The organism is Reichenbachiella sp. (assembly GCF_033344935.1).
Taxonomy (GTDB): Bacteria; Bacteroidota; Bacteroidia; order Cytophagales; family Cyclobacteriaceae; genus Reichenbachiella.
In genome coordinates this window covers 4,848,379-4,861,533 of sequence record NZ_JAWPMM010000001.1, presented here as the reverse complement: position 1 = coordinate 4,861,533, position 13,155 = coordinate 4,848,379, and the positions used below count along the sequence as shown (strand labels likewise).

Genomic DNA, 13,155 nt, shown 5'->3' with positions numbered 1-13,155 from the left:
GGGGGTAAATCCTGTTTTCATTGGATGAATGTGTAATTTTGCCTACCTAAAAATGACAACACAAAACACTTAAAATGGGATATATAGAACCGGCTCCAATAAAGGATAAAGAAAATCCTTTCGAGTCAATGATGTCGAGGTTTCACATCGCGGCACAGGCTCTAGGGCTTGACGATGAAATTTACAATGTACTTAAGTCTCCATATAAGCAGGCCATCGTTTCGTTGCCTGTCACCATGGATGACGGTTCAATCAAAGTTTTCGAGGGTTATCGAGTAATTCACTCCAACATTCTTGGGCCATCTAAAGGTGGAGTAAGGTTTGACATGGGCGTGAATCTAGACGAGGTAAAAGCCTTGGCTGCTTGGATGACCTGGAAATGTGCCGTGGTAGATATTCCTTACGGTGGCGCCAAAGGCGGGATCAAATGCGATCCGCGATCTATGTCTCCTGGCGAGATCGAAAGATTGACAAGAGCCTATACGCAAAACATGCACGAAATCTTTGGGCCAGACAGAGATATTCCTGCACCAGATATGGGTACCGGTCCAAGAGAAATGGCTTGGATGATGGATGAGTACTCTCGGGCTCAAGGTATGACTGTAAACGCTGTAGTAACCGGCAAACCAATCGTATTGGGTGGTTCATTGGGTAGAACAGAAGCTACAGGTCGTGGCGTGATGATCTCTGCTTTGGCAGCGATGGAAAAAATGAAAATCAATCCTTTCAACGCCAAGTGTGCGATTCAAGGGTTTGGAAATGTAGGTTCATGGGCAGGTAAACTGCTTGAAGAAAGAGGTGTGAGCATCGTAGCGATTAGTGATGTGTCTGGAGCTTACTACAACGATGGCGGGATCAATATGAACGAAGCGATCGAGTATAGAAATAATAACAACGGTCAGTTGGAAGGCTTCCCGGGAGCGGAGAAGATCGATCCTGATGAATTGTTGCTTCTTGAAGTGGATGTATTGATCCCTGCAGCTAAGGAAGATGTGATCACATTTGATAATGCGGCGAAAATCAAGGCCAAGTTGATTGTAGAAGGAGCCAATGGCCCTACTTCGGCAAGAGCCGATGCTATTCTTCAAGAAAATGATGTACTAGCCGTTCCGGATATTCTGGCCAATGCTGGTGGTGTGACGGTGTCATACTTTGAGTGGGTACAAAACAGATTAGGATACAAGTGGACGCGTGAAAGAGTGAATCGTAGATCTGACAGGATCATGAAAACATCTTTCAACAAGGTGTATGAAATTTCTCAAGAATATAAAGTATCATTGAGGATTGCAGCCTATATCGTGGCTATCGAAAAAGTATCAACAACTTATAAATACAGAGGAGGGTTCTAAGAATCCTCCCTTTTGCATTACTATGACCATTCACAAGGAAGGATACAAAATTTTGTTTGTGCTGTTGTGCGTGCTGGCTTTGGCCAATTATGGCGTAAGGTATTACATGCCTGCCAATGAGCTCGTACAGCAACTAGCCCTCATCGCCAGTTTGATTATTTATCTTTTGGTTCTGCAGTTTTTCAGAAACCCAAGAGTAAAAATTGAAGCAAATGAAAATGTAATCTTGGCACCAGCGGATGGTAAGGTAGTAGTGATAGAAAACACAGAAGAAGGGGAGTATTTCAAATCTGAGCGAAAGCAAATCTCGATTTTCATGTCTCCCCTCAATGTTCATGTCTGCCGTACTCCTGCAGCGGGACTTGTGAAATTTTTCAAATACCATGCTGGCAAATACCTGGTAGCCTGGCATCCTAAGTCAAGCACAGAAAATGAGCGTACCACTATGGTTGTTGAACTAGCCAATGGTGTGGAAATCTTAGTGCGACAAATCGCAGGAGCTGTAGCACGTAGAATCAAATGGTACGTAGGTGAAAGTCAAAAACTCCAGCAAGGCCAGGAGTATGGGTTTATCAAATTTGGCTCTCGACTAGATGTTTTCCTTCCTGTAGATGCAGATATCAATGTAAAAATTGGTGATGTGACTAAGGGTGGAAGGACGGTGATTGCTACTTTGAAGTAAGCAATAAGTCATTTCGTATGGAATTCGACGATAGTCGGATGAAAGAAGAAATCTAGTTAGCTGCTTACAGTCTGCCACTTTTTGACAAGATCCCTTCGCTAGGCTACGGGATGACTTATGGTAGTTAAGACATATTCTTCAAATTCACCACTTCCTTTTCCGTGAGGTTTCTCCATTTACCTTTAGGCAATTCTTTCTTGGTGAGTTGACCGTACATCGTTCTGTCTAGTTTTACTACTTCATATTCGAAGTGCTCAAAGATTCTTCTTACGATTCGGTTTTTACCTACATGGATTTGTACACCGATTGATTTTTTGTCAGGTGTTAGAATGGCGATATCATCCACTTTTACTTCTCCATCTTCTAGCGTGATGCCTTTGGCAATTTGTTCGAAATGGTAGGCCGTGATGGGCTTGTCCAATTCTACCTGGTAGATCTTCTTAATCTTGTAGGATGGGTGTGTAAGTTTTTGAGAAAGATCTCCGTCATTGGTGAATAGGAGTAGGCCCGTGGTATTTCTATCTAATCGCCCAACCGGATAGATTCTGGATTCTGTGGCTCCTTTGATCAACTGCATTACTGTCTTGCGGTTCTCAGGGTCGTCCATAGTAGTGATATAATCCTTTGGTTTGTTGAGCAGGATATAGGCATAGTTCTGAGGCTTGATAACCTTGCCGTTGAACTTCACTTCGTCGCCATGTTCGACTTTTGTTCCGAGTTCAGTCACGACCTTGTCATTGATTTTGATTTTGCCCTCAGCAATCAAAAGATCAGCATCCCGTCGAGAACAGATGCCAGCATTCGAGATGAACTTGTTCAGTCTTGCTGGGTAGCTCAATGCTGCTTGCTGGGGTTCAGGTTTGTTTTGTCGGCCTTTGGGATTTGTTCTCTTTCGCATGGTCATAATGATTCATGCAAAAGTATGGAAAAGGAAGGAATCGATAAGAGGCTACCTACTCTTTCTCGTCGCCTATTTCGTTTTCTTTGTTTTCGAAATCCTTAAGCGTAGGCAGCTCACTTAAATCATTGATGCCAAAGTAGTCGGTAAAATTTTGACTTGTGCCGTAGATAATTGGTCTGCCTACAGCATCTGATTTGCCTTTGATTTCGATGAGTTCTTTTTCCAAAAGTTTCTGAACAGAGTAGTCACAGTTGACTCCTCGGATTTGTTCCATTTCCCCTTTGGTGATAGGCTGTCGGTAGGCTATGATCGATAATGTTTCAAGCGCTGAATTGGATAAGCGTTTCTTGGATTGTTGTTTAAGGAGAATTCCAATACTGGCTTGATAGGCAGGTTTAGTTAAAAACTGGAAGCCGCCCCCACTCTGAACTGGTTCGAAGGCGTATTCTTCGCTTTTATACTTTTCTTGCAATTTGGCTATGGCATCATGGATGTCTTTCAAAGGCACTTCTGCTTCAAACATTTCTGTCAAGCAATCCTTTACCTCCTTGTCCGTAATGGGTTTTTGCGAACAAAAGATAAGTGCTTCGATATGATTAGCCAAAAAGTCCAATTAGCTACTTTGCTTCAGTTTAGAGTCGATTGATAATGTAGTATGTGGTACTGCACGCAATCTTTCTTTACTTATCAATTTGCCACTTTCTTTACAGATGCCATAAGTTCCGTTTTTGATACGAATTAAGGCATTCTCTAAGTTGGTGATAAACTTTTGCTGTCTGGCTGCCAACTGGTTCAAACTTTCTTTTTCAGCAGTATCGGCACCGTCTTCTAGTGTTTTCACATTCCCAAATGTGCTGTCTGTACCTGAATCACCACTTCTAGTCAAAGACTCCTTGATGTATTTCAATTCGCTCTTTGCCTTGTCAAGTTTTCCATTGATCAGTTCTTCAAATTCAGCTAGCTCTTCTTGAGAATATCTTGTTTTCTCTCCATTGCTCATATTTATAGCATTTTAATCCAAGGGTATTTTGCGCAATCTACTTCAACGCAATTAAAAACAAAAGGAAAAAATGTAGTGACTCAAAATATTTAATTCTAAGTCATTTAGTTAGTTTAGCTAATGACATTTAAACGCAGCCCTACTATGAAAAAGTGTATTCTATTTTTCGTATTTCTTTCCTTTTTTGTTTTTAACCATGCTCGCCTGTGTGCGCAGAATATTAAGTCTTCTGGTGGCCCAACACTGGTGATACATGGTGGGGCTGGGACCATATTAAAAGAAAATATGACTCCGGAGGATGAAAAGGCCTATCACACAAAACTGAAAGAGGCACTTAATGCTGGTTATAATATTTTGAACAGCGGAGGAACGTCTGAGGATGCGGTGATCGCAGCCATTATGATTATGGAGGACTCCCCATTGTTCAATGCAGGAAAGGGTGCGGTTTTCACCAACGAAGGAACGAATGAAATGGATGCTTCTATCATGAATGGTGGTGATGGGTCTGCGGGAGCAATAGCTGGAGTAAAAACCATAAAAAACCCAATCCTAGCTGCTCAAGCTGTGAAGAACAATTCAGAACACGTTATGATGTCTGGAAATGGTGCTGAGCAGTTTGCAGCTGATCAAAACCTTGAGCTAGTAGATCCTTCTTACTTTTTTACGAAGAGAAGAAAGATGCAATTGGATAAACTGAAAAATGCTGAGAAGTCCAATGAAGAAGGAAGTATTAAAAAATGGAAGGATTATAAGTATGGAACCGTGGGCGCTGTAGCCTTAGACACGAATGGAAATATCTGTGCTGCTACTTCTACCGGAGGTATGACGAACAAGAAATATGGACGTATTGGCGATGCACCAGTAATTGGCGCTGGCACCTTCGCTAATAAAATTTGTGGCGTTTCAGCAACTGGTCATGGGGAATATTTCATCAGGAATGTGGTGGCCTACGATATTGCAGCTATGATGGAGTATAAAAAGGTTCCATTAGGTGCCGCTACCGAAAATGTTGTCATGGAAAAGCTAGTGAAAATAGGCGGTGGTGGAGGAGTAGTAGCTCTCGATGTCAAAGGAAATATATCAATGACTTTCAATACGCCAGGCATGTATCGAGGTTATATTCAAAAGGAAGGGAAAGCACGAACCTATATCTACAAAATCGAGGGCTAAGCAGCCCATCCTTCGCGGTCGAGACTCCTATACTGTATAGCTTCCGCTAAATGTTCGATTTGAATGTCTTCCTTTCCAGCGAGGTCAGCGATGGTGCGAGCAACTTTCAAAATACGATCATAGGCACGTGCTGAAAGCCCGAGTTTTTCCATGGCTGTTTTGAGTAAACTTTTCCCGGCGGCATTGATTTGGCAAATGGATTTTACCATTTGAGAATTCATCATGGCATTATTAAAGATCTCAGGATGATCTTTAAATCGTTCCTGCTGAATCATGCGAGCCTCTATCACCCTTTCTCGAATAACCTCACTGCTTTCAGTTTTTCGATCTTCCGTCAGTTGGTCAAAAGACACAGGCGTCACTTCTACATGAAGATCAATTCGATCCAGTAGTGGACCGCTTACTTTGTTTAAATATTTCTGTACTACACCAGGGGCACAAACACATTCTTTTTCTGGATGATTGTAATACCCACACGGACAAGGATTCATACTGGCGATCAGCATAAAGTTGGCCGGAAACTCAATTGAAATCTTAGCTCGGGAGATCGTTACCTTTCTCTCTTCCAGCGGCTGACGCATGACTTCCAGTACCGTTCTTTTGAACTCAGGCAATTCATCCAGGAATAATACACCATTATTGGCTAATGAGATTTCACCAGGTTGAGGAATGCCTCCCCCGCCGACCAGTGCGACGTCAGAAATAGTGTGATGAGGAGATCTAAATGGCCTTGTTGCTATCAAGGAGGAGTTCTCTTTGAGCTGACCCGCTACCGAGTGAATCTTTGTAGTCTCCAGTGATTCTTGAAGAGACAATGGAGGTAAAATGGAAGGTAGTCGTTTGGCCAGCATGGTTTTTCCTGCCCCAGGGGGGCCAATCATGATTACATTATGTCCACCGGCGGCAGCTATTTCGAGCGAACGTTTGATGTTTTCTTGCCCTTGCACATTGGCAAAATCAGCTGCATATTCGTTGATATGTGTTTGAAACATATCCCGAGTATCGTATTCCAAGGGCACAATGCGTTGAGTACCTGAGAGGTGATCAATCGCTTCTTGCAATGAATCTACAGGGATAACTTCAAGGTTGTCTACTATAGCGGCTTCAGAAGCATTCTCTTTTGGAAGAATAAAAGATTTGAATCCTCTCTTTCTCGCTTCTATAGCAATCGGCAATGCTCCTTTTATTGGTCGAATAGTACCATCCAAGGATAATTCTCCCATGATAATGCTTTCTTCAAGTCCATCAAGCTCTAGTTGACCGGAGGCATTGAGAATGCCTAGTGCAATGGGAAGGTCATAAGAAGATCCTTCTTTTTTAATATCAGCAGGAGCAAGATTGACGATTACTTTTTGCCTAGGCATGAGATAACCATTTTGTTTAAGCGCAGACTCTACTCTGTGCTCACTTTCCTTCACGGCTGAATCTGGAAGACCAACCATAAAAAATTTAGTGCCGGCAATTACATTGGCTTCTATAGTAATGATGTGAGCATCTACTCCGTATACTGCACTCCCGAAAGTTTTGGCTAACATTTAGATAGGTGGTCAGTTAGTTAAGGTTTACTATTCGCTGGCAGGGCTCTGAGAATCTTCTTCTTTTTTCTCCTCAGTCGGTTCAGGTTTTGGTTCAGGTTCTGCTGGCTCGTTAGATTTATCATACAACTTGGCCTTCAGATCCGTGACTTCCTTTTCCAGCGATTTGATTTTGCTTCGTTTGGTTGCGAGGTGAATATTTTCAACGATGATTTCAGTCAAGAATAGAATGACTCCTACAACACCCATTTGTAGAACCAGTCTAATTAGTCCTGTCCATGTACTGATCCAGTCCCAATCCCAGTGTAATACAATGTTTTCATAGTTAAACGCAATGAAAGAAGAGAAGAAAAAATAAAGGATGTAAATACCGTAGAAAAAGGTCTTGAATTTTTTCATGCGTTTTTGTGTTGAATGAATAATAGCTGATTAATATTCATTGTAAAATAACTTTAAGTCAAGTGGTGTTTCACAATGTTGAGACTAATTTAAATATTAAATTAATTTTTATCTATCAAAGCCTCTTATTCCTTTTTCAGTTTTGAATTATTCTCTGATTGAATAGCAACCTGATTATCTGAAGAGGCATTTAACATGAATTACGCGGAAAACAGCACTCAATATTTTATATTGCATATTGAGAAAAATAATATCCTTTTTGGCAAGATCAATTTTATGTCTGGTGTCAGCAGCCAGCTATGAAATGGTGTAGTCAGAAACTAAACTTAATGGCAGCATGAAAGAGATTAATAAGTTGGTCGACCTGGTTACCCATGGTCTAAAAAGTAACTTTGACGTAATCAACCTAACCGGCGACGTTGAAAACCCAGGTAAAGAGCAACAGCTTTACAATGGGGTTCTCGACGGATTGTACCCTACAGACGAAAGTGCGGCTGAGGGAATGTATCAGTCGGATATTTATGATCAGCGGTTTCGAATGTTGAAATCTCGTCTGAGACATAAACTCTACGACTTACTCTATCACATCGATTTTGACGAGCCTGGTTTTACTCATTCTACTAAAGTGGAACTAGAATGCAAAGAGTACTTGCATAAGGCGCATATTCTTTTCAAACTGGGTGAGCATGCTATGTCAGACAAGCAGTTGAATAAATGCATTACGTTGGCTGAAGAAAATCAAATCACTCCGGCACTGGTAGAGGCATGGGAGTTGAAAAGGGATATTCTTTCGCATGATTGTAAACCAACAGATTTTGATCTGGCCTTGAAAAGGCTAGAGGAACTTCGGAAGTTACTTCAAATTGAAAAGGAGAATCAGGATTTATTCTTGAGAATGAGGATGTTGATGTCAAAATCTATCCATTCCAGAAACACTTGTCAGGATCATTTGAGGAAATCTATTGAGCAATCTGAAAAGGCGTATAAGACTACAAAGTCGATCAACATTTTTCTAAACCTTTATCAATTAAAGGTTTGGATATTTTTACTCGAAGAGGACTTTAGTGCGTTACATAAATTTACTCATGAGGCGGTAAAAACGGTTGGAAAAGCTAAGGTGGAACCGGAGCGGTTTGACCATGGCTATAATAGCTATTTGGCTAGTAGAGCGCTACTGGCATCCGAAAAATACAAAGAGGGTTATGTAGAAGCCAAGGCTGGGTTTAAATTTATGAACAAATCAACCGAGCGTTGGTTCGATCATTCTGAAACCTATTTCTTGTTGGCTATGCACAATCAAGATTATAAATTGGCAAAGAAAATCCTTGAGGAAGTTCTAAAGAACCCGAACTATACGCGAGCTTCCGAAGCCACCATTGGTCGCTGGAAAGTGTTTAGAATCTACTTGAATTTTGCGACTCCTGGCAAGGATATGCTGAAGCGTGTTCGGTTTAGTGATGTGCATGAAGCAGCAGAATTCTATTACATTGAGTCCAAGGGCTACTACATAAGTTTACCACTACTTGAATTTGTTCACCATGTGAATAAGGATAGATTGGATTTGGCTATGAACAAGTTGGATGAAGTGGAAAATTATTTCTTCAAACATCTCAATGAGCCAGGTAAGAATCCAAGAGAAAAGCAGTTTTACAAAATGCTCAAAGTTTTAAAAACGTCAGATTTTAACGTGGAAAAAACAAGACCAAAAACCGAAAAGTATTTGGCGAAGATGAAAGAGAAAAGATCATACCCACCATTCTCTGACTTCGAGATTTTACCGTATGAGTATTTATGGGAGGTGGTTTTGAAAACGGTGAGTAAGCTGAAGTTGACTAATTCTTAGGGAGCACATTTTTTTCATAATACCTGCACATTAGTGAAATTTTGCATTGGTCACACTGTGGTTTTCTGGCTAGACAGATATATCTGCCATGGAGTATAAGCCAGTGATGTGCCTTTGGAATATGTTCTTCTGGGATGTATTTGACCAATTGCTTTTCTACTTCTAACGGTGTTTTTGCGGTCTGAGTAACAAGGCCTAGTCGTTTCGAAACTCGGAAAACATGGGTGTCAACGGCCATGGTTGGTTGATTGAAAATAACCGATGCTATTACGTTGGCTGTTTTTCTTCCTACGCCCGGGAGCTTTTGTAATTCTTTGAGGTCTGAAGGTATTTCAGAATTAAAATCTTCGACCAACATCTTTGCCATGCCTAGAAGATGTTTGGTTTTGTTGTTAGGGTAGGATATGGATCTAATGTATGGAAAAAGCTCATCAAAGTTGGATGCTGCTAGTGCTTCTGGAGTAGGAAAAGATTCAAATATGGCAGGAGTCACCATGTTCACACGTTTATCTGTGCACTGTGCACTTAAGGCAACAGCAACGATGAGTTGGTAGGGGTTTTCATAATGCAGCTCCGTTTCGGCTTCGGGCTGATGCTGGCTGAAATAGTCAATAAAAAATTGATACCGCTCTTTTTTGTTCATGGTTCGAATGTACAAAAAAGTATAGCAAAAATTAATTTCTGACTGCTATGAACCAGATTGGTAACCAGAAGAAAAATTGAATATTTTGTCGAGACTGAAATCCGCAGGATCAAAGAATAGCCCATCTAGCATGGAGCTGTCTAATTTTAAATCAAAAAATTTGGCTTCGAGTTCAGAGTCGCAAACTAATGCGTTTTCAATGTCGGTTTTTTCATTCTCAGTTGACTCTCCATATAAATAGCGGAGCAGGTCATTTTCGGTAAAAGTGGTGATCATAAGCGATGTTCAATTTTTGCATTTTCTTACGCAAATTGATCAAGGCATATCTCATCCGACCTAAAGCTGTATTGATACTGACGTTAGTGGACTCTGCAATGTCTTGAAAACTCATTTGCATATAGTGTCTCATTATTAAAACTTCCTTTTGTACTTCGGGTAATTCCTGTACAAGTTTTTTTAATAACGCATTAGTATCCTGTTTGATCTGAACGGACTCAATAGAGTCTTCGGCGAAATCCAAAGTATTGAATACGCCACTTCCATCTTCCATTACAATAGTTGGGTAGCGTTTGTCTTTTCTAAAAAAGTCAATCGCTAAATTGTGCGCAATGCGCAGCACCCACGGTAGGAATTTGCCTTCCTCATTGTATTTACCAGATTTGACCGTCTTTACAACTTTGATAAACGTTTCCTGAAGGAGATCTTCAGCCACATATTTATCTTTTACAATCAAGTAAATAGTAGTGAAAACACGAGACTTATGTCGAGCCACCAACTCTTCAAACGCCTCTTCGCTACCGTTTTTGTAATGTGATACTAATAAGCTATCACTAACACCAAAATTATTCATCTGTATAACACTTTTGTTCTAACGTACTTGTCTAGACCATATTGTAGTGTTTGGTTAAAGAATGAGTTTTTTTAGAAAGGCAGCAGTTCATCCGAACTCCAACCGACTACTTACAAAAATTAAATCTTTTGAAAGTTCTATTTTATACAGGTATACTGCTATAAATTTCGATCAAAGTAGGAGTACTTTCGATTAATAAGACAATAATGGAACTGGTATACCCCTAAGTGGGTTATGACTTAAATAAAACAAGAAAAATATGAAAGCCATTTGGAACGGACAAGTTTTAGCGGAAAGCGAGGACACATTGGTAGTGGAAAACAACCATTATTTTCCAGCTGAATCCATTAATAGTGAATTTTTCAAAGCGAGTGATACGCACACCAATTGTCCATGGAAAGGGGTTGCAAGCTATTACACAGTAGAAGTAAATGGTGAAAGCAACAAGGATGCGGCTTGGTTTTACCCCTCAGCGTCGGACTTGGCAAAGAATATCGAAAGCTATGTGGCTTTTTGGAAAGGTGTGGAGGTAGTGAAGTAAGTAACTAATAGTAGAGAGGTGTGGATGGTGCTACCTATCTTTGTGTCTTCATTTAAATACAGCACACCGTGTCTTCATTTTCAGCATTAGGTATTTCAAAGTCATTAATTAAAGGATTGAATGAGTTGGGTATTAAAGAACCCTCCGAAATCCAAGAAAGAGCCATTCCTATTCTTGTTCAGGGTCAAACTGATTTTGTAGGACAAGCACAAACTGGAACAGGGAAGACAGCTGCTTTTGGATTACCGCTCTTGGAATTAGTGGACCCGAAGGAAAAAAATATCCAAGCTTTAGTGCTAGCCCCTACCAGAGAGCTTTGCCAGCAGATAGCTAAGCAGCTTTTCAAATTCACGAAATATTCCGAAAAGGTATTTACTGAAGCAGTGTTCGGAGGGGCTAAAATCGATGAGCAGATCAGTAGATTACAAAGGCCGACACAAATATTAGTAGCGACACCTGGTCGATTGGTCGACTTGCTGCAGCGCAAAGCTGTATCCTTAGATCATGTACAAACTGTGGTTCTAGACGAAGCTGACGAGATGCTGAGTATGGGTTTCAAACAAGACCTAAACAAGATTTTAGATGAGACTGCGACTAGAAGCAACAAATGGTTGTTTTCGGCTACCATGCCTGAAGGCGTAAAGAAAATGATCCGAACCTACCTTTCTCAAAATGCACAACGAGTAGAGCTCAAAAAGAAAGGAGCGAATGAAAATATTGAGTATCAATATGTGGTTTGCGACCCAAATGATAAAGTAAAAGTGTTGTTGTCTTTTCTTCGGTCGCAGAAAGAGAATAGAGGCTTGATTTTTTGTAATACCAAGGCAGCTGCTCAGACCCTAAGTAAACAACTACAATCGAAAAATATTTCGACAGAAGCGCTTGAAGGTGATATGAAACAAAAGGAGCGAGATAAAGTCATGCGAGCATTCAAGAATGAAAGTTTGCAGATTTTAGTTTCTACGGATGTAGCCGCAAGAGGGATCGATGTCAAAGGCTTGTCTTATGTGGTGCATTACCAGGTGCCGGAGCATTTGGAATATTTTACTCACAGAAGTGGCAGAACAGGTCGAGCAGGATTGAATGGTCTCTCACTTTGTTTGGTATCTGAAGCAGAGGTTAAACGCATTCACTTTTACGAGCAAAACCTTAAAATCAAAATGAAGCGAATAAAGGATTGATGCGCAAGCCTGCTAATTATTGGGTTGAGCGATTAGAGTTAGAGCCACATCCAGAAGGAGGCTTTTTCAAAGAAACCTATCGTTCTTCTGTATCTGCCGAATTCACGGATTTTCCTTCTGGTAGAAATGTCTCTACCGGCATTTATTTCTTACTCACATCTGAAAATTTCTCTGCTTTTCATCGAATCAAATCTGACGAGATGTGGCATTTTTATGCAGGAGATGCATTGAGTATATACGTCATTGATGAAAATGGGAAGACCAATGAAATCATATTAGGCCTCGAACTGGAGAAGGGGCAAGTACCGCAAGCCGTAGTACCGGCTAATTGCTGGTTTGCCTCAAAGGTGCAAGATGGTGGAGAATATTCATTAGTTGGTTGCACGGTTGCGCCTGGCTTTGATTTCGAGGACTTTGAAATGGCAAAAAGAGCGGAATTGATCCACTCTTTTCCAGATCATTTTGCGTTGATTGAATTACTCACTCGTGAATAAGGTCACTTTCTTTTTGCAAGAGATTTTTTAGTGATTTTAGTGATTTTATTCTTGGGAGGTGAACTCTTCTCACTTCCCATTTTGTCATCCAGAACGCCAAAGGGTACGCTAGTATTACGAATACCCAAATCCATATTTTATTGCGATCAAAATTGTAAAACATGGAGACCAGTGTAGTCATCGCAAAAGGAGCTAAGTACCACCAAATAAAGTTCTTTGCTTTATTCATATGATAAGTGAGATTGGATATGGCATTATCCAAACTCGACAACATGGTTCCGTCGTATCTTATCTCCCTTTTCTTCCTCATTGCTCGATTTGCTAGCATATACAGCATGATGGCAAATGATACTCCGGCTGTCATGAGAGTTAGATATTTGCCAGATTCGATCCCACGATAGGTCAATACTGTAGCCACTATTGTGTTCAATATAATAATGCCGTATTCCATCACATCAACTGATTTATTGGCTTTATTAATTTTTACTCTCATTTGTTTTTTTAAGCTATTTTCATCAATGGCAAATAGTGTCTTCCCATTCTGCCTATCCCATATTTTTTGCATAT

At 40.6% G+C, this 13,155-nt stretch carries 16 protein-coding genes; 7 read left to right on the top strand and 9 right to left on the bottom strand.

Features of this window, described 5'->3' with window-relative positions; translation table 11 throughout:
- The first annotated feature begins 74 nt into the window (after window positions 1–74).
- Window positions 75–1,349 carry a Glu/Leu/Phe/Val dehydrogenase gene (locus tag R8N23_RS20840; protein WP_318173543.1) on the top strand — a complete coding sequence of 425 codons (1,275 nt, stop codon included), beginning with the start codon at window positions 75–77 and terminating at the stop codon, window positions 1,347–1,349.
- A gap of 22 nt (window positions 1,350–1,371) precedes the next feature.
- Window positions 1,372–2,031 carry a phosphatidylserine decarboxylase family protein gene (locus tag R8N23_RS20835; RefSeq protein ID WP_318173542.1) on the top strand — a complete coding sequence of 220 codons (660 nt, stop codon included), beginning with the start codon at window positions 1,372–1,374 and terminating at the stop codon, window positions 2,029–2,031.
- A 124-nt stretch (window positions 2,032–2,155) separates the two neighbouring features.
- On the opposite strand, the gene R8N23_RS20830 is transcribed toward R8N23_RS20835, so the two are convergent.
- From R8N23_RS20830 to R8N23_RS20820, 3 genes are read right to left on the bottom strand one after another with little or no spacing between them, the layout of a single operon-like run.
- Window positions 2,156–2,929, bottom strand: a complete 774-nt coding sequence (locus R8N23_RS20830) for a pseudouridine synthase (protein ID WP_318173541.1) — start codon at window positions 2,927–2,929, stop codon at window positions 2,156–2,158.
- Window positions 2,930–2,984: 55 nt separating this feature from the next.
- On the bottom strand, window positions 2,985–3,545 hold the full coding sequence (gene scpB / locus R8N23_RS20825) for an SMC-Scp complex subunit ScpB (protein WP_318173540.1): 561 nt from the start codon (window positions 3,543–3,545) through the stop codon (window positions 2,985–2,987).
- Window positions 3,546–3,932 carry a TraR/DksA family transcriptional regulator gene (locus R8N23_RS20820; protein ID WP_318173539.1) on the bottom strand — a complete coding sequence of 129 codons (387 nt, stop codon included), beginning with the start codon at window positions 3,930–3,932 and terminating at the stop codon, window positions 3,546–3,548. It lies immediately after the preceding gene.
- A gap of 144 nt (window positions 3,933–4,076) precedes the next feature.
- Between R8N23_RS20820 and R8N23_RS20815 the strand changes: the two genes are divergently transcribed.
- The gene (locus R8N23_RS20815) at window positions 4,077–5,102 is read left to right on the top strand and encodes an isoaspartyl peptidase/L-asparaginase (RefSeq protein ID WP_318173538.1); all 1,026 of its coding nucleotides are present in this window, start codon (window positions 4,077–4,079) and stop codon (window positions 5,100–5,102) included.
- Here R8N23_RS20815 and R8N23_RS20810 read toward each other — a convergent pair.
- Entirely contained in the window at window positions 5,099–6,637 is a 1,539-nt protein-coding gene (locus R8N23_RS20810) for a YifB family Mg chelatase-like AAA ATPase (protein ID WP_318173537.1), read from the bottom strand. The genes R8N23_RS20815 and R8N23_RS20810 overlap by 4 nt on opposite strands.
- Window positions 6,638–6,667: 30 nt before the next feature.
- The gene (locus R8N23_RS20805) at window positions 6,668–7,036 is read right to left on the bottom strand and encodes a hypothetical protein (RefSeq protein ID WP_318173536.1); all 369 of its coding nucleotides are present in this window, start codon (window positions 7,034–7,036) and stop codon (window positions 6,668–6,670) included.
- Window positions 7,037–7,373: 337 nt separating this feature from the next.
- Between R8N23_RS20805 and R8N23_RS20800 the strand changes: the two genes are divergently transcribed.
- Window positions 7,374–8,879, top strand: a complete 1,506-nt coding sequence (locus R8N23_RS20800; RefSeq protein ID WP_318173535.1) for a hypothetical protein — start codon at window positions 7,374–7,376, stop codon at window positions 8,877–8,879.
- Here the strand turns inward: R8N23_RS20800 and nth are convergent.
- From nth to R8N23_RS20785, 3 genes are read right to left on the bottom strand one after another with little or no spacing between them, the layout of a single operon-like run.
- Complete coding sequence (gene nth, locus R8N23_RS20795) at window positions 8,869–9,522, bottom strand: endonuclease III (RefSeq protein ID WP_318173534.1); 654 nt, start codon at window positions 9,520–9,522, stop codon at window positions 8,869–8,871. The genes R8N23_RS20800 and nth overlap by 11 nt on opposite strands.
- A gap of 45 nt (window positions 9,523–9,567) precedes the next feature.
- Complete coding sequence (locus tag R8N23_RS20790) at window positions 9,568–9,798, bottom strand: hypothetical protein (protein ID WP_318173533.1); 231 nt, start codon at window positions 9,796–9,798, stop codon at window positions 9,568–9,570.
- On the bottom strand, window positions 9,773–10,372 hold the full coding sequence (locus R8N23_RS20785) for an RNA polymerase sigma factor (protein WP_318173532.1): 600 nt from the start codon (window positions 10,370–10,372) through the stop codon (window positions 9,773–9,775). Before R8N23_RS20785 ends, R8N23_RS20790 begins: the two co-directional genes overlap by 26 nt.
- 259 nt (window positions 10,373–10,631) lie before the next feature.
- On the opposite strand from R8N23_RS20785, the gene R8N23_RS20780 reads away from it, so the two are divergent.
- From R8N23_RS20780 to R8N23_RS20770, 3 genes are all read left to right on the top strand, one after another.
- The gene (locus R8N23_RS20780; RefSeq protein WP_318173531.1) at window positions 10,632–10,913 is read left to right on the top strand and encodes a DUF427 domain-containing protein; all 282 of its coding nucleotides are present in this window, start codon (window positions 10,632–10,634) and stop codon (window positions 10,911–10,913) included.
- Window positions 10,914–10,981: 68 nt separating this feature from the next.
- Window positions 10,982–12,094, top strand: a complete 1,113-nt coding sequence (locus R8N23_RS20775) for a DEAD/DEAH box helicase (RefSeq protein ID WP_318173530.1) — start codon at window positions 10,982–10,984, stop codon at window positions 12,092–12,094.
- Window positions 12,094–12,588, top strand: a complete 495-nt coding sequence (locus R8N23_RS20770; RefSeq protein ID WP_318173529.1) for a cupin domain-containing protein — start codon at window positions 12,094–12,096, stop codon at window positions 12,586–12,588. The genes R8N23_RS20775 and R8N23_RS20770 overlap by 1 nt, the downstream gene beginning before the upstream one ends.
- On the opposite strand, the gene R8N23_RS20765 is transcribed toward R8N23_RS20770, so the two are convergent.
- Complete coding sequence (locus R8N23_RS20765) at window positions 12,575–13,153, bottom strand: hypothetical protein (RefSeq protein ID WP_318173528.1); 579 nt, start codon at window positions 13,151–13,153, stop codon at window positions 12,575–12,577. The two genes, R8N23_RS20770 and R8N23_RS20765, sit on opposite strands and share 14 nt — an antisense overlap.
- Window positions 13,154–13,155: the final 2 nt, after the last annotated feature.